The organism is Nicoliella sp. ESL1149 (assembly GCF_058107265.1).
This window is the reverse complement of the sequence record NZ_JBYLUE010000002.1, coordinates 543,954-563,079: the sequence shown is the minus strand read 5'-3', so window position 1 is coordinate 563,079 and position 19,126 is coordinate 543,954. Positions and strand designations below refer to the sequence as shown.

General features: G+C 42.0%; 3 protein-coding genes. All 3 read left to right on the top strand.

What is annotated here, in order from left to right; translation table 11 throughout:
• Window positions 1-34: 34 nt before the first annotated feature.
• On the top strand, window positions 35-16,330 hold the full coding sequence (locus AC3B6G_RS02820) for a DUF5776 domain-containing protein (protein WP_489848917.1): 16,296 nt from the start codon (window positions 35-37) through the stop codon (window positions 16,328-16,330).
• A gap of 255 nt (window positions 16,331-16,585) precedes the next feature.
• Window positions 16,586-18,502: a KxYKxGKxW signal peptide domain-containing protein gene (locus tag AC3B6G_RS02815; RefSeq protein WP_489848916.1), complete on the top strand. Its 1,917-nt coding sequence runs from the start codon at window positions 16,586-16,588 to the stop codon at window positions 18,500-18,502.
• A 195-nt stretch (window positions 18,503-18,697) separates the two neighbouring features.
• Window positions 18,698-18,904, top strand: a complete 207-nt coding sequence (locus tag AC3B6G_RS02810) for a DUF5776 domain-containing protein (protein ID WP_489849560.1) — start codon at window positions 18,698-18,700, stop codon at window positions 18,902-18,904.
• The last annotated feature ends 222 nt before the right edge of the window (window positions 18,905-19,126 follow it).

Sequence of the window (19,126 nt, the reverse complement as noted above, 5' to 3'; positions counted from 1 at the left end):
GTTTACATAGAGCGTCACATAGGGGGAAGATTTTATGCAATACAATAAATTTCAGTACCGTAAAGTGCAAGATAAAAAAATCATGAAGAAAATCAAGAAACAATGGGTAGTTGTTTCAATGGCGTTCTTTGGTGCTTTAGGAGTTGGAGGCTTCTTCAGTTCCAAGACTGGTGTCCATGCTGATACAACAACGACAACATCTGATGCTAATTCATCAAGTACAGAGAACAGTTCAAGTAATTCAATTAATGAATCTTCCACTACTTCCGCTACTAATAATGTGCAATCATCAACATCATATAGCAGTGTTAGTGAAAGCGATAATAACAATGTTGCTTCTTCGAGTAATGATTCAATGAATGTTACATCAAGCAGCAGCACTAATACTAGTGTGAACAATTCTGCAATTAATAGATTGAGTAGTGTTACCTCAAGTGTTTCTCGAAACTATTCGACATCGGTTAGTTCTAATTCTTTAAGTGAAAATACATCTTATGCTAGCCAATCGACTAATGTTAATTCTAATAATAACCAACTTGCAGTTAGTTCAGATAGTAAAGGACAAGATGCTGTTAGCAGCTCTGATTATCAAGAAAGTTCTAACGCTAACCAATCATTTTCAATTTCCGGTTCTAATTCTGAACTAGCATCAAAGGTCGCTTCTTTAATGGACATTGATCCAGCTGCAATTCAATTCCGTGATGGCGATCCAGTTAGTGATAGCAAGAGTAGTATGGAAACTTCAATTTCGAGTATTAAAGCTAGTGCTTCAAGCATTTCTTCTTTAGGAGTTTCACTTGCTAGTATGATGAATGCTGTTTCTTCTGCCATGAGTTTTGCAAACAAAAATAGTGCGATGATCGATTCGTACAGTGCAATGAGTAGTAATTATGCTTCACTTTCTTCTGCTTCAGTTGCAATTGCATCATATGCTATAGCCACTAGCTCAGCAGCTTCAGTTGCTGACAATGATGGAAAGGGAATTTCTAATTTGAATGCGAGCGATTACAGTAATGATATTACCCGGTTGTCGAGTGTTAATTCATCATATGCGGTCTTAGCTTCCAATGCTTATATTCTTGCTAGTAATGCGGTTGTTAATATTAATAGTGAATACTCAACGACTTCAACGGCATATTCTAACGCCACTGTAGCTGGTAACGATAGCAATGTTGCATCTACAACTAACGCTACTGTTAACGTTTCGGACGCAAGTGCTTTTGATGCTGCGGTGAGAAATGCTAATGTTTATCATATTAATGTGATTGGAAATATTAATTTGGCTGATGCTGGTCAAAATTATGGCGATAGTGATACTTATCCTATAGTTACTAAAAATGATTCCACAAGAGATTTTGTTATAAATGGACTACAATCTAATGGCAGCTGGGCTAATATTGATTATGCTGGAGTAAGTTATAACATAACTGGTATTAAATCCTATACATCAATGAATCAAAATGTTTATGGTACTAATGGATGGGGATTGGTTACTGATGATACGAGTGCTTCTGGAGGCAGTAATTTCAATAGTATGACTAGCATACCTATTTATATTAACAATATAAATTATACGGGTTCTCAATTGGTCGATGTTACGGGAAATGTTTTTGTAAGCGGAAAAGTTAATGTATCTAGTGTAGATAGTTACACTGTTCCATCTAATGCAATTTCTAATGATACTAGTAATCATAGTGCCGATACTGGTCAACGTAACATGCAAGCTAATTCATTAACAATTCTATCTGATGCTACTTATACAGGCCAAACTTATAATGGAAATGTTCTTGAACTCGCTGGTGGATTTACTGTTGAAAAGGGAGCAACTGTTAATTTAACTCCTAATGGGGAAGCTAATCATGATAAACCTGATATTGAACATGGGTCTTCTGATAAACGAGCTCAAGGTTTGTACGCTAAAGGAGATGCCTATATCTATGGGACTCTAAATATCACACCAGGTGATGGTCAAACGGGTGATGAAGATGCTGATGGAGCCTATGGAACAAATGCCCTTTATCTTGCTAAGGGAGCTAATATGTATGTTGATGGTGGTCAGGTTAATATTGACTTGAATAATAAACCGGCTCCTTATCCAGTTGATGTTGAAGGAACTTTAACTGTTCAAAATAATGGACAATTTAACGTTAATGGTAATGATTTAGGCGAATATGGACATATTATTGGGTATGTTGGTGGAACGATTACATCTCAAACTGGTGGATTAATTAAATTCACGGCTGATAAAGTTCAAGGAACTGGCCAACCATATGTTCTTCAATTGGGTGATGGGGCTAGTTTAAATGTTATTAATCAAGGAAATATGGAGTTATTATCAGATGGGACTAGTAATCCAACTCTGCTTCAAACTGGAAGCAACAATACTATAAATATTAATAATCCGGGGAGAAACGTTGTCTTTGATCTAGATACATCACATAGCGACCCCAGCAAAAAACAATCTGCGGGGATTATCACTAACGCCCCATTTAACGCTTATTCTGTAAGTGTTAATAATCAAGGGAATGCTAAGGGTGCTTACTATGCTATTCAAATTCCTTCTAGTGGAACGATTACTTATTACAATGCTCAGGATAAACAATTTGAAAATTTACCAGGGGACAATAATTCAATTACTGTATCTAAGTATTTAGCATTCAGTCCAGCTCCATCTGCTAACTTTGATGGACCATTGAACATTCAAAAATATGGTAACGACAAATATCTCATTAGTGATGATTTGGATTTGGATAATTTGTCTCAAATTCCTGATACGTTAACTAATCAACCAATTTATATTAGTGTGGTTATTAATGGTACTAAACAACTCCAAGCTAATAATGGTAAGGGAATAGTTGATACGCCAACTGAAGATACCGATGGTGATGGTCAGACCTATACTTATACAATTCCAATGAAAGTTGTTAAGAGTAGGGGCGATAGTCAAAAGATTCATTTTGAATATCTATTTCCTGCTAGTTTAATGCAATCGTCCAATACGATTTCAGTTACTGCTCACTACTTTGTTTCAACGGTTGAAGAAACCGCCGCTGATAATAATGGGAATACAACTAATAGTGGTCAAATCATTAATCCTTCACCAAATGCACCAACGATTCCAATTCCAGGAAGTACCACTCCTGGTACCATTAATAATAATGCGAATAACAACGCCATTACGCCAATTAACCAAGCAGCAATTAATTCCGCTAACTCAGCTACTTCCTCTGCCTCTGCTGCTGAATCAAGTATGGCTTCTTTCGCCAGCTCTGCTAGTTCCGAAATGAGTTCTGCTTCCACTGCCATTTCCAGTAATGCCAAGGATGCTTCTGATGCAAACGCTAAAGCATCTGCTGAATCCGCTGAAATTTCAAGTGAAGCTAGTACTGTGGCGTCAATGGCTAGTGCTGGTGATTCTGCTGCCAAAGCTCAATCGGCTGCAATGAGTACTGCTGCATCCAAGTATATTGCACAAAGTACGATTGCTTCCCAAGAAAATTCTATTGCTCAAACCAATTCAACAGCTGCCTCCAGTGCGGCTGTTGCTTATAACTCTGCCTCAACGGCTGTTAAGAGTGATGCTGCATTAGCATCTTCATATGCTAATAACGTTACTTCCAATGATAATTCTGAAGCTAAGGAAAGTGATTTCGGTCCATCTAATAGTGATGCTGCTAGTGCTAGTTATTACGCTTCTTTAGCCAGTGCTGAGATTACCAATGCTTCACTTGCTTCTGCTACGCTAAGTAGTGCAAATAGTGCTGCAAATAGTGCTGCTTCAGCTGCTAAATCAGCTTCTAACGCTGCTTCCAGTGCCTCAAATGATGCAAGTTCCGCTGCTAATGGGGCTAATGGAGGTTCTGCTAAGAGTGCTGCTTCAAGCAATGCTAGTGCCGCATCCAGTGCTGCCAATGCAGCTCATAATGCTGCCTCTAATAATGCAAGTGGTGCCAATAGTGCTTCTGCAGATGCTAAAAAGTATTCTAGTGAAGCTAGTTCAGCCTCTGCAGCTGGTGCAAGCTCGATCGCTGATTCTATTAATCCTGATTCATCCGCAATCAATAGTATGGATAAATCATATGCAAGTAATAGTTCCGTAATTAGTGCTTCCTCAATTGCAACGAGTGAGTCAGCTGTGGCAAGTAGTGCTGCCAAGGATGCTACTTCAGCATCAAGTGATGCCAGTTCTGCCAGTGTTGTTGCAAGTACTGCTGCCGAAAACGCAAATAGTTACGCTAAGGATGCTGATTCTCAAGCTTCAATTGCCAACAGCGAATCTGCAATTGTTACTTCATTAGCTTCTGCAAGTAGTTATGATTCTGAGGCTGTATCTAAAGCTGTTTCATCTGCATCATCTGCTGCCGTTGCTGCAAAAGCTGATCAAACTAATGCTGAAAATGAAAGTACTGCTGCCAATGCGGCTGTAATTGCTGCATCATCTGCTGCTAAACGTGCTATTGCCGATAGTTCAGCAATTGATAGTGCCGCTAAAGCTATTCATGAAGCTGAAGTTTCCGCTTCTAGTAACATTGCAAGTGGTAATGATGCCAATAAATCAGCATCATCTGCCTCATCAACTGCTAGTTCTGCGGCTTCTGCTGCAAGTAGAGCAGCCAGTGGTGACAATTCAGATTCAAGCAATGCAAAGAGCGAAGCTTCAGATGCTAATAGCAATTCAACGAATGCATCTAATGATAGTTCTGCGGCTTCAAGTGCAGCTAGTGCTGCTAGTGAAGCAGCAAGCAAAGCAGCTTCAATTGCTTCTAATTCTTCTGATAATTCTGCTGCCAAGAGTGCAGCTAGTGATGCCTCAAATGCTGCTTCTGCTGCTAAGAGTGCAGCTAGTGATGCCTCTAATGCTAGTTCCGCTGCTTCATCCGCTGCTAAACGGGCTAATGATGATTCGTCCGCTGCCAGTTCTGCTGCAAGTAAAGCAGCTGCTGATAGTACTGCTGCCTCTAGCGCTTCCGCTGCTGCTAGTTCCGCAGCCGCTAAGGGTGATAGTTCAGCTGCATCAAGTTATGCCAGTGACGCAAGTAATGCTGCTGCCGATGGGAGTAGTGCTGCTACTAACGCAAGCAATGCCGCTGCCGATGGTAGTAAGGCTGCTAGTGATGCCAAGAGTGCTGCTGATGCAGCAAGTACGGCAAATAGTAAAGCTGCTGTCGAAAGTAGTGCAGCATCATCTGCTGCCAATAATGCATCTAATGCTGCCAATGGTGGTGGAGCAAAGAGTTCTGCCTCTAGTGAAGCAAGCGCCGCATCAAATGAAGCAAGCAATGCTAATAACGCAGCCTCAAATGCAAAGAGTGGAGCAGATAGTGCTTCTGCTGATGCTAAGAAGTATTCTAGTGAAGCTAGCTCTGCATCGAACGCTGGTGCCAACTCAATTGCCCAATCAATCAACCCCGATTCAGCTGCAATTAGTGATATGGATAAATCTCACGGTAGTAATGCTGCTGTTCAAAGTGCTTCTTCAATTGCAACTAGTGAATCAGCTGTTGCAAGTAACGCTGCTGCAGATGCTACTTTAGCATCAAGTGATGCTAATAGTGCCAGTGTTGCTGCAAGTAAAGCAGCTGCCAATGCAAATAGTTATGCAGCAGATGCTAACAAACAATCAACCATTGTTACTAGTGAATCAGCGGTTATCACTTCACTAGCTTCTGCTTCCAATTATGATTCAGCGTCGATGTCTTCAGCTGAAAAAGCAGCTTCTGATGCGAATGCTGCAGCCTTAGCTGATCAAACTAATGCTGAAAGTGAAAGTAAAGCTGCCGATGATGCAGTAGTTAAGGCTTCATCTGCCGCAGATCGTGCCATTGCTGATAGTTCAGCAATTGACAGTGCTGCGAAAGCAATTCACCAAGCTGAAGTTTCTGCTTCTAATAATATTGCTAGTGGTAATGATGCTAACAACTCAGCATCAGCTGCATCTTCAGCTGCTAGTTCTGCCGCTTCTGCTGCAAGTAAAGCAGCTAGTGGTGATAGTTCTGATGCAAGTAATGCCAAAAGTGAAGCTTCCAGTGCGGCTAGTGATTCAACGAACGCTTCTAATGACAGTTCTGCCGCATCTAGTGCTGCTTCTGCTGCCAGTGCAGCTGCAAGTACTGCTAAATCAATAGCCTCATCAGCATCCGATAATTCATCCGCTAATAATGCTGCTAGCGATGCAAGTAATGCTGCTTCCAAGGCTGCTAGTGAAGCTAGCGATGCTAAGAGTGCTAGTTCAGCAGCTTCATCTGCTGCTAGTCGTGCTAACTCAGATTCAGCGAAGGCTAGTTCTGCAGCCAGCAAGGCAGCTGACGATAGTTCCGCGGCTGCTAGTTATTCATCTGCTGCAAGTTCAGCTGCTGCCAATGGAGATTCTTCAGCAGCTTCTAGTTATGCCAGTTCTGCTAGTGCAGCTGCATCTGATGCTAAATCAGCTGAAAGCGATGCTAACTCCGCAAACTCTGATGGTAGTAAAGCAGCTAGTGATGCCAAGAGTGCCGCTGATTCCGCTAGTGCTGCGAATAGTAATGCGGCAGCAGATAGTAATGACGCTTCCAGTGCCGCAAGTAAGGCTTCTGATGCCGCCAATGGTGGCAATGACGCTTCGAGTGCTGCAAGTGATGCATCCAGTGCTGCCAACAGCGCTTCTTCTGCTAAGAATGATGCTTCTAATGCCATTAGTGGAGCCGATAGTGCAGATAGTAAAGCCAAGAGTGCTTCCGCTGCCGCTAATTTAGCTAGTGCAACTGGATCGAATTCAATTGCCACTTCTGTTAACTCAGCTTCAACTGCAATCAAGAGTTTGGCAAGTAACAATCCATCTAATGCCGCAGTAAAGAGTGCCGCTGATTCAATTGCAAATGCATCTAGTACTGCCAGTTCTGCCGCTAAGGATGCAACATCAGCATCCAGTGATGCTAACTCTGCTAGTTCTGCAGCTTCCAGTGCCGCAGCTGCAACCAATAGTGCCGCCAACGATGCAAGTACAGAAGCTTCGATTGCTTCTAGTGCCGCTTCTGTTGCCAAGAGTGATGCTTCCAAGGGAAATACTTCGGCTGCTGATATTGCAAATACAACCGCCAGTTCTGCAGCTGCCCAAGCTTCTGCTGATAATGATAAGGCGTCTACAGAAAGTAAAGCTGCTGATTCGGCTGCTACTAAGGCTAAATCAGCTCAAACCCGTGCTGAATCTGATAATGCAGTTATTTCTAGTGCCGCTTCTGCTGCCAGTGCCGCTGCCCAAAGTGCTCAAGATAACGTAAATGGTGGCTCAAACGCTAATAAGTCGGCATCATCTGCTAGTTCTACTGCTAGTTCCGCCGCTTCTGATGCTTCGAAAGCAGCTAGTGGAAATAGTTCTGATGCAAGTAATGCCAAGAGCGAAGCTTCCAGTGCGGCTAATGATTCAACGAACGCTTCTACTGCTAGTTCCGCTGCTTCTAGTGCTGCTTCCGCTGCTAGTGCGGCTGCAAGCACCGCTAAATCAATTGCTTCTTCTGCATCTGATAATTCATCCGCTAATAGTGCTGCCAGCGATGCAAGTAATGCCGCTTCCAAGGCTGCTAGTGAAGCTAGTGATGCTAAGAGTGCTAGTTCTGCAGCTTCGAGTGCAGCTAGTCGAGCCAACGCTGATTCAGTTAAAGCTAGTTCTGCGGCAAGTAAAGCCGCTGCTGATAGTTCAGCCGCTTCTAGTGATTCTTCAGCAGCAAGTTCTGCAGCTGCCAATGGTGATTCATCAGCTGCATCCAGTTACGCTAGTGACGCAAGTAAAGCCGCTGCAGATGCTTCGAGTGCAGCTTCCGACGCTGATTCTGCAAATGCTGATGGAAGTAAAGCAGCCAGTGATGCTAAGAGTGCTGCTGATTCAGCCAGTGCTGCGAATAGCAATGCTGCTGACGCAAGTAAAGCCGCTTCCAGTGCTGCAAGTAAGGCTTCTGATGCCGCTAATGGTGGTAATGATGCTTCCAGTGCTGCTAATGATGCATCAAGTGCTGCCAACAATGCTTCAGCTGCTAAGAATGATGCTTCTAATAACAATAGTGGAGCAGACAATGCAGACAGTAGAGCAAGGAGTGCTTCTGCTGCTACTAGTTTAGCTAGTTCGACTGGATCTAGTGCCATTGCTAATTCAATCATTCCTGATTCTTCAGCAGTTAATAGTATTTCGAGTGCAAATCCTGCTAACTCAGCCGTTAAGAGTGCTTCAGAAGCAATTTCCAGTGCAGCTAGTTTAGCCAGTTCAGCTGCCAATGATGCTAATTCAGCATCAAGTGATGCTAATTCAGCTAGTTCTGCTGCTTCCAGTGCTGCTGCTGCAACGAACAGTGCTGCTAACGATGCTAGTTCTGAAGCTTCGATTGCTTCTAGTGCAGCTTCTGCTGCTAAAAGTGATGCTGATAAGGGTGATACTTCTAGTGCTAACGATGCAAATACGATTGCATCATCCGCTGCTGCCCAAGCCTCTGCTGATAATAGTAAGGCTGCTACTGAAAGTATAGCCGCTGATTCAGCAGCTGCTAAAGCTAAATCAGCTCAAAGTCGGGCTGAATCTGACAATACAGTTATTTCTAATGCTGCTAATGATGCTAGTTCCGCTGCTAAGAGTGCAAACGATATCATCAATGGTGGTAACAGTGCCAATAATGATGCTTCATCTGCAAACTCTGCTGCCAGTTCTGCTGCTTCTGATGCTTCAAAAGCAGCTAGTGGAAATGATTCTGATGCAAGTAATGCTAAGAGCGAGGCTTCTAGTGCTAACAGTGCTTCTAGTAATGCTGCTAGCGATAGTTCCGCTGCTTCAAGTGCTGCTAGTGCCGCTGGGTCAACAGCAAGCAAGGCCAGTTCAATTGCATCTTCAGCATCTAATAATTCATCAGCCAACAGTGCCGCTAGTGATGCAAGCAAGGCTGCCAGTGATGCTTCAAGTGCAGCCAGTGCAGCTAAGAGTGCTAATTCCGCTGCTTCGTCAGCTGCTAGCCGAGCAAATTCCGATTCTGCAAAGGCCAGTTCTGCGGCAAGTAAAGCTGCTGCCGATAGTTCCGCTGCATCTAGTGATTCCGCTGCTGCTAGTTCTGCTGCTGCCAAGGGTGATAACTCTGCAGCTTCCAGTTATGCTAGCGATGCAAGTAAAGCTGCTAGCGATGCCAAATCTGCTACTTCAGATGCTAATTCAGCAAACGCTGATGGCAGTAAAGCTGCTAGTGATGCCAAGAGTGCTGCTGATTCAGCTAGTGCGGCAAATAGTAAGGCTGCTGCTGATAGTAGTGCCGCTTCAAATGCCGCAAGTAATGCAAGTAAAGCTGCTAACAGTGGTGACGCTTCTAAGGCAGCTTCTGATGCATCGAATGCTGCTAACTCTGCAAACAACGATAACCAAAATGCAAGTGGAGCTGCTAAAGGTGCTAATGATAATGCTAATGCTGCATCCAAAGCATCTAGTGAAGCCAGTGCTTCATCGCAAGCAGCTTCTGGTGACAATGCTGCCGTTAAGGCAGCTAGTTCCGCTGTTAATAGTTTGAATAGTAATAATAGTAATAATTCCATTGTGTCAAGTGCTTCTAGTGCCATTCATTCTGATAGTGCGATTGCATCTTCTGCATCCAATGACGCAACTAGTGCATCTAGCGATGCCAACAGTGCCAAGAGCGCTGCTGGATTAGCAGCTTCTGCTGCTAATACTGCTAGTACAGCTGCTAGTGCTGCTGCTTCTGCCGCTGATAGTTATGCTTCGGCTGCCAAAGCAGCTAGCGATGCTGCTGATGCTAGTACAGCTGCAAGTAAAGCCACTGCTGAAGCTATAATTGCAAGTAATCAAGCTGCTACAGCTTCTACTGCTTCAGATGCAGCGAACTCAGCTGCTCAAAAAGCAATTAGTGCTGCTCAACGAGCTGCTAAGGATCAATCATTAGCATCTAGCGCCGCTAGTGATGCAAGTAAAGCTGCCACTGATGCTAGTTCTGCTATTGCGAGTGCAATTTCTAGTGCTAACAGTACTACTTCATCAGCTAATGATGTTGTTCCAGCTGCTACTTCATCTGCTTCCGCTGCTGTTAATAGTGCTAATGCTGCCAGCAACACTGCAAACAGTGCTTCGATCGCTGCTAGCAAAGCTGCTTCTGAAGCCAGTGCTAATGCATCTTCAGCTAGAAATGCTGCTCAAAATGCTGCTAGCATTGCATCGCAAAATCCAACCGATTCATCAATTGCAAGTAACGCCAGTTTAGCTTCAAGTGCTGCTAGCGTTGCTTCAAGTGCTGCCAAGAAGGCAGCCTCAGCTTCCGCCGCTGCAAATCAAGATTCCAGTGCGGTTTCCAGTGCTGATTCAATTGTTTCAAGTGCTAATGCTGATGTAATTATCGCTTCCAAGGCAGAAAGTTCTGCTTCAGCAGCAGAAAGTTCCGCTGCTGCTGCCAATAACAGTGCCGATGCCTCTAGTGCTGCCAGTGATGCTGCTAGTGCCGCTAGTCGAATTACTTCTGATGCTTCGATTGCTTCAAGTGCTGCCTCAGCTGCTAACAACGCAGCTAATAGTGCATCTAACAATGCCTCTAGTGCTGCCTCAGCCGCAGATTCCGCATCATCAGATGCCAGTTCAGCTAATAGTACTGCCAGTTCAGCTAATAGCACTGCCAACAATGGTTCTAGTGCTGATAGTTCAGCAACATCCAGTGCTAATTCCTCAACTGCTAGTTCAGGGAATAGCGAAGCTTCAAGTGCTTCAAATGCTGCTTCAAGTGCCGCAACTGGAACAAATCCAATTGCAAGCCAGGCTACAACAGATGCTTCTAATGCTGATAGTTATGCTAAATTAGCTAGTGAAGCTAATGTCAGTACGCAAAGTTCAAGTAGTTTAGCATCTAGTATTAATAATCAAATTAATAGTATCGCTTCTGGGAACCCTGATAATACAGTCGTAACTAGTGCCGCAAGTAAGATTAATTCTGATAATGTTGTAGCAAGTAATGCTGCTAAGGATGCTATTTCTGCTAATGCAATTGCTTCTAGCGCAAAGACAATTGCTGATTCAGCTGCTAACGATGCAAGTGTTGAAAATGCAGTTGTTAATTCTGCTAATTCTGCTGCATCCGTTGCCAGTGCTTCAGCATCATCTGCTTATGCAGCTGGTAAGTATGCTGATGGTGATAGTTATGCGCGGACCGCATCAAATGCAGCCACTGATGCTACTTCAGCAGCTAATCAAGCCCAAATTGATGGTACTAATGCTAGTTCAGCTGTAATTGTAGCTTCAAATGCTGCAAAGACGGCTGAGTCTGATTCAGTTGTGGCTTCAAACGCTGTTTCTGATGCTAAGATTACATTTAATAGTGCTTCTAATAATGATTCTGAAGGATCATCAGCTGCTTCCGGAGCTGCTAATAATGCTTCTAAGGCTGCTAGTGATGCTTCATCGGCTGCATCGAATGCCAGTGCTGCCAATAATGATAATAGCGAAGCTTCCAGTAACGCTTCTGATGCAAATCATTCATCAAGTGAAGCTTCGAGTGCCGCTAGTGCTGCAAGTAATGCTGCTAGTGGGGCTTCCAGTGCTGCTTCGATTGCAAAGTCGATTGCTAGTTCTACTGCTAATAATCCAGCTGTTGATCCTGAAATTGCATCTGATGCTTCTAATGCTGCTAGTGCTGCTTCCGATGCCGGGAGTGCTAATTCAATTGCTTCATCTGCTAAGTCACTAGCATCCAGTGCTGCTAGCGATGCTTCAAGTGAGGCTAGTGCTGCTAATTCAATTAGTAGTAAAGCTGCGTCTGAAGCTTCTGCTGCTAAGAGTGCTGCTAGTGCCGCTTCAAGCGCTGCTGCTAAGGGAGATGCTTCTGGAGCTACTGCTGCTAGTTCAGCTGCTAGTTCTGCCGCAGCATCTGCTAATGCTGATTCGAGTGCAGCTGCTAGTGCTCGTTCTGCTGCTGATAAAGGATCTAGCATTGCTTCGAGTGCCGCTTCCGCTGCAAGTGCGGCTGCTTCAAAGGCAAGTGATGCTAATAGTATTGCTAGTTCAGCTGCTGATAATGCTCAATCTAAGGCTGCCAGCATGGATTCATCTAATGGAACGATCAACTCTGGTCGGGCTTCTAATGCTGAACATGATGCTAGCGCCCATGCTTCTAATGCCGATAGCTATGATTCAGTTGCCTCGATTGCATCCAATGGGGCTAGTGATTCGACTTCAATTGCCAATAGCGCTTCAACAATTGCTAGTGCAGCCGGTTCTAATGCCGATAAGATTAAGAGTCAATTCCCATCTAATTCATCTGTTGCTAGTGATACTGCCATAATTAATAGTGCAAATGCACAAATTTCATCAGCTGATTCAGATGCACAAATTGCATCTAATGATGCTAACAATGCAAAGAAATCTGCTGATAATGCTGCCGTAATTGCTAACAGTGCTGCTGCTGCTGCTAAATCAGCTAAAGCTATTGTTGATAGTTTAAGTAGTACCGTTCCTTATGAATACACTTCAGCAACTTCCGCTGCTAACAAGGCTAAAGCTGAAGATTTAATTGCTTCATCTGCAGAAACAAATGCATCTGCTGCTGCATCTGCTGCTCAATCTGCTTCAGTACGGGCAGCAAGTGACGCTAAATTAGCTAACGATGCGGCAATTGTCGCATCCAATGCCGCTTCAAATGCGGCAGCTAATACGAATGCTGCTTCAAGTGCTAATAGTACTGCTTCATCCGCTAATTCGACTGCTAGTTCGGCAGCTTCTGAAGCATCAAGGGCTGCTAGTGGTGATAGTTCTGATTCTAGCAATGCTAAAAGTAATGCAGCTAGTGCCAATAGTGCATCTAGTGCTGCTTCATCTGCTGCCTCTGACGCTTCTAATGCTAATAGTTCCGCAAGTAAAGCTGCCAGTGAGGCTAGTTCAATTGCCTCATCAGCATCTAATAACTCAGCTGCTAATAGTGCCGCTAGCGCTGCTTCAAGTGCGGCTTCTGCTGCAAGTTCAGCTAATAGTGCTGCTAATTCTGCCAATTCTGCAGCCTCATCCGCAGCTAGTCGAGCTAACTCAGATAATTCTAAAGCTAGTTCAGCTGCAAGTAAGGCATCTGCAGATAGTTCAATTGCTTCAGCCGCAAGTTCAGCTGCTAGTTCTGCGGCTTCAAAGGGTGATAGTTCCGCCGCTTCCAGTGCTGCTAGTGCCGCAAGTGCTGCTGATTCAGATGCTAAGTCAGCTGCCAGTGATGCTAAATCAGCAAATGATGATGGAAGTAAGGCTAACAGTGCCGCTAACTCGGCTGCTTCTGCTGCTTCGAGTGCCAATAGTGCCGCTTCCAGTGCTAACAGTGCTGCTAATTCCGCTAATTCTGCTGCATCATCCATAATCAGTGGCGGAAATAGTGCTAATAGTACCGCAAGTTCTGCTAGTTCTGCCGCAAGTAAAGCTGCTTCTGGAGCTTCGAATGCTGCCAGTGGTGACAGTTCTAACACCAGTAATGCAAAGAGCAATGCTTCTAAAGCATCCAGTGCTGATAATAGTGCTTCATCTGCAGCATCAAGCGCTTCAAGTGCTAACAGTGCTGCAAGTAAAGCTGCTAGTTCTGCTGATTCAATTGCTTCATCAGCATCAAATAATTCTGCAGCATCCAGTGCTGCCAGTGCCGCTAATAGTGCTGCCAGCATTGCTAGTTCAGCCAATAGTGCCGCAAGTTCAGCTAACTCAGCTGCTTCATCAGCTGCTAGTCGAGCTAACTCAGACAGTTCTGTAGCTAGTTCTGCCGCAAGTAAAGCTTCTGAAGACAGCTCAATTGCTTCATCAGCCAGTTCCGCCGCAAGTAAAGCAGCCGCTAATGGTGATACTTCAACTGCTTCAAGTGCGGCAAGTATTGCCAGTTCCGCTGCTTCTGATGCAAATTCAGCTTCATCCGCAGCTAGTTCTGCTAATGCTGATGGGAGCAAAGCTGCTAGTGCCGCTAACTCCGCTGCATCCGCTGCCTCAAGTGCTAATAGTGCCGCATCCAGTGCTAACAGTGCTGCTAATTCAGCTAATTCCGCAGCTACATCAGTAATTAGTGGTGGATCTGATGCTAACAGTACGGCTAGTTCTGCTAGTTCTGCAGCTAGTTCTGCCGCTTCAGGTGCATCTAAGGCAGCTAGTGGTGACAGTTCTAACACTAGTAATGCGAAGAGTAATGATTCAAAGGCCAAGAGTGCTTCTAATGCTGCTTCATCTGCAGCATCGAATGCTTCGAGTGCTAATAGTGCCGCAAGTAAGGCAGCTAATGCTGCCAGTTCAATTGCTTCGCTAGTACCGAATAATTCTGCTGCTAAGAGTGCTGCTAGTGCTGCTAAGAGTGCAGCATCCGCAGCAGGTTCCGCTAATAGTATTGCTAGTTCAGCTAACTCAGCCGCTTCATCCGCAGCAAGTCGAGCTAACTCTGATAGTTCAATTGCTAGTTCTGCTGCAAGTAAAGCAGCTACTGATAACTCAATCGCTTCATCTGCAAGTTCCGCTGCAAGTAAAGCGGCTGATAGTGGTAATGATTCTGCGGCTTCAAGTGATGCAAAAATTGCAAGTTCCGCTGCTTCTGATGCTAAGTCTGCTTCTGCCGCTGCTAGTTCTGCTAATGAAGACGGTAGTAAAGCCGCAAGTGCCGCAAGTACTGCTGAATCCATGGCTTCAAGTGCCAATAATGCGGCTTCAAGTGCTAATAGTGCTGCTAACTCTGCTAACTCCGCTGCATCTAATGCTGTGAGTGCTCAATCATCAGCAGCTAGTCATGCTTCTTCAGCTAGTTCAACAGCATCAAGTGCATCCAATGGAGCTAGTTCTGCAGCTAGTGCCGCTAGTTCAACAGCTGGTTCAATGTCATCTGCCAATGGATCCGTTAGTTCAAATGCTAGTTCTGCGGCAAGCAATAATTCAGCTGCTAGTTCCAACGCAAGTAAGGCTAATAGTGCTGCTTCTAATGATAGTAATCCAGCTGCTCACAGTGCGGCGTCAATTGCAAGTTCCGCTGCTTCAACCGCTAGTTCCGCTGCTAGTGAAGCTTCATCTGCAAGTAACACTGCTTCAATTGCAAGTTCAACGGCATCAATTGCTAATAGCCAAGCTAGTGCAGAAAATTCAATTGCTTCCAAAGCAGCTAGTGCTGCGAATAGTGCCAATAGTGCTGCTGCTTCTGCTGCTAATGCTGGAAACAGTTCCGCTGCTTCCACTTATAATTCGATTGCTAGTGCCGCTATCAGTTCTGCCAACAGTGCCGCTAGTGCTGCTAAGTCCGATTACATTATCGTTAACAGTGCCAACAGTACCTTTACTTCTGCATCGGTAATCGCATCTAGTGCTTCTGTTAAGGCTTCTAGTGCTGCATCTGTAGCTTCTAGTGCTACTTCAACAGCTGTTTCAATTGCTAGTTCAGATGCGAATAGACCAGCACCATATGTTCCATCATCAGTTACGCCTTCATCGTATGCGCCTACTTCATACACACCTGCATCCATTGCTCCTTCATCAACAGCTAATGGGGCTAGAGACTTTATTGATGGGAAGAAGAATGACACAAGTCAATTGTCACCTGCAGAACGTAGTGCTTATGATCAACAATATTCTGCTGCTCAAAGTGGGTTCGATGGCGTCTTAAATGGTAAGGTCGATAAGAATAATAATGATCCTAGTTATAAGATAGGGGTTAAGAACGGAAACGATTATTTGAAAGGTGCCAATGCTGCTGGTATCAGAAAAGATAATAGTGCCAACTTCTCTTATAATCATGGATACGAGGATGCAACCCAAGGAATTGCTGCTGCGAAGGCAAAAACTGAGGCTGTTAATTCATTGAAGGGCCGAAGTGTTGGGTATCAAATTGGGTATATTAATGGATTCAACAATAAATTGAAGAGTGATCCACTTTACATTTATTTGAAGGATAAGAAGATGTTCTTACATGGTGGAGCATTCTTTACCGTTGATGGACGTAAAGTAGCGCTTAATTCACGGAAGAGATTTGATGCTTATGAATTTAAGGTCTTAAAGGTTTCTCGTGATAAAAATGGAATGGTTCGTTACTACGTTGAAAGTAAGTTCTTCGACAACGGTAATGGTCAAACAAGAGGTTACTTAACAACTAATCCTAGTTATATTGGAAATGCTTATTATCAAAAGGGTGAAAGTAGTGCTAAATCAGTTAAAGTCATTAATCAAGGTGGAATATTAGTTCACAACAGTTCTAATTTTGATTCCAGAGCAGTTCGTCATTTAAGAAAAGGAACCCAGATTAATGTTCAAAAGATTGTGAAAGTTAACGGAATCACTCGTTTCTATATTGGAAATGGTAAGTATATTACTGCTAATAAGAAATTTGTTAAGTATGTAAATTAATATAATTTCTAATTATTACTAAGCGTTATCAGATAATTTCAATCAAAAAAGACTTCCAAATAAAATTTGGGAGTCTTTTTTGTGTGGTTACTTTTTCAAATAAAAATAATTTCTTGATTTATGACTTAATAGTTTACGGGCTTTTTTAATTTGTTCGTTCATAGCTTTTTGCAATTTCTTTCCAGTTTCAATCGAAAAGAAAGTGTTATACTAAATAAGGAGCTAATCTAAGTTTTGAACAAAGAGGGCTTTAACATGTATAACAAAAATCAATTTAAAAAAGTTAACACTAAAAAGAAATTACATAAAGTAAAAAAACAATGGCTCGTTCTAGGTGCTGCTTCTTTTGCATTATTAGCTGGTGGATCGATATTGCAGAACAAGGCTTTTGCTGATACGGTAAACGATAATGTTAGTCAATTAGTTACAACTGAAGGAAAACCATCAAGTAATATTAGTTCGAATATTAGTACCAAGAATAGTTCTAGCTCCATAATTAATAGCAATGTAAATAGTAACAGTAATAATAGTAGTGGACAAAACTCAAGCACTAGTGCACAAGCTAAATCACCAACGACTCGTAGTGATGTAACAAGTTTAAATACTTCTAGTGCAGCTGCTAATAGTTCAGCTAATTTAACTCAAGTTATTGCTTCAGAAACACCTATGTCAGGTACGTGGGGGAGTGCTAAATGGACACTAGATAATCATCATTTAACTATTTATGGTGGTACGATGTCATCTAGAGTTACTGATCAAAACTTAATTAATCACTTTAAAGATGTTGATAGCATTTCATTTAATAACGCAATTGCTCCTAAGGGATCACAAATGCTTTTTAAGCCATTTGTTAATCTTAAGACTCTTGATTTAACTGGTTTAGACGTTAATAATGTTTTAAGAATGGCAAATGCAATTTCAATGAATTCAAATCTTACAAAATTGATTTTTCCTGATAACTTTAAGGCAATCTCTAGTATGTTTACTCTAAACAATATGAGTAATTTTTATAATATTGATACGCTTAAAACCGGATTAAAAAATGATGGTTCATTATCTGGAACTTGGGAAACGTTACCAAAAATTTATGATGATTTAGCCAGTTCGACTGATTCCAGTGCAAAGATTACTTCGAATGCTGCTAGTCAAACTAGTAATGTTTCAAGTGCAACTAGTAATACTTCAAGTAGCAATATTTTAGTATCAAGTAGTGTTAATACTATTGCTAGTAGTGGTATTGCTGATTCTAAAGCTATTTCAAATGCCCAAACTAGCTTTGCTAAAATTAGTCATGATGCTAAAAATATTAATATTAGCTCAGCTTCAAGTGCCTTTAGTTCAGCCACATCAGTTGCTATCTCAGCTAACTCAGTGATTACCAGTGCTAATATGTTAGCTAGTTCGGCACAAAAAACGATCTCAAGTGATAATAGTTCAATTGCTAGTTTAAATTCTGATGCATCAAAAGAAAACAGTATTGCTCAATCAGCTGCTAAGGCTTTAGCTAGCTTAAGTGCAACGGGAAGTAACTTAAGTAGAGCTGGATCATATGCTAAGGCGGAATCAACTGCAGCTGCATCAATTCAAGATGATATTAGTCAAGCTAACGCCTATAGTACAGCCGCTAGTCAAGCTGCTGATTCTGCTAGTGATGCATTGAGTAATGCAAAGAGTGCAATTGATACCATTAGCAATGCGGTAATTACAATTAATTCAGCAATCAGTAGTGCTTCAAGTGTCGTTAGTTCAGCTAATTCAGCTGCTAAATCTAGCGCTAATTCCAAGAATTCGCATGCTTCATCGACTAATTCTAATTCCATGAATTCATATAATAGTGATCCAGCTGATGGATCGATTATAGTTACTCCTAAAACTAATAAAAACCCAATTCAAGGAAATTCTTCAAAATTTAAGGCTTCTAAATATGTCCATAGTTTAAAATGTTTTCGTAAAGTTGGTCGTTATTATGTTGTTTATCTAAAATTATCAGCCCAAAAACATAAATATGTCGACTTTCATCGTGATATCCACCAACATTTAAAAACCTTTCACGCTGGAAGAAAACTTCTCATTAAACGCATTGTTACTCAAGGCAATGCGACTCGATTAGTACTAAAACATGGCGGTTACTTATCAGGTCTTAAATCATATCTTTCAAATCGTCCTTTATAATTTGAAAAGAACTTGTTTTCTAGATTCAATGTCTATGGCAAGTTCTTTTTATTTTTGGCAGATAAAATTTTAATTAATTCTCATTTAAGGGTTTAAATAACTGATGGTAATTAAAATAGTATACAAATTCAATCAAAAAGCTTAATCATTTTTCCTAGCTATGTTGAGAATGTTTATTATTAAAAGGGTGAAAACATTGCCAAATCAGTTAAAGTCATTAATCAAGGCGGAATATTAGTTCATAACAGTTCTAATTTTGATTTCAGAGCAGTTCGTCATTTAAGAAAAGCAACCCAGATTAATGTTCAAAAGATTGTGAAAGTTAACGGAATCACTTGTTTCTATATTGGAAACGGTAAGTATATTACTGCTAATAAGAAATTTGTTAAGGAAATAAATTAATAGAATTCCGATTAATTATTTTCAGATAATTTCAATTAAAGAGGATGTCTAAAGGTTTATTTAGGTGTCCTTTTTGTGTGGATAATTTTGGAAATTATAAATCAAATTAAAGAAATTTATCTTGTAAAATGTTATTATTAATTGTGTGCAAGTGTTTACTTTTATGTTTTTTGTTTTAAGTTACATAACGTCTAAGCTATTTAGATATGATTTATAAAGGAA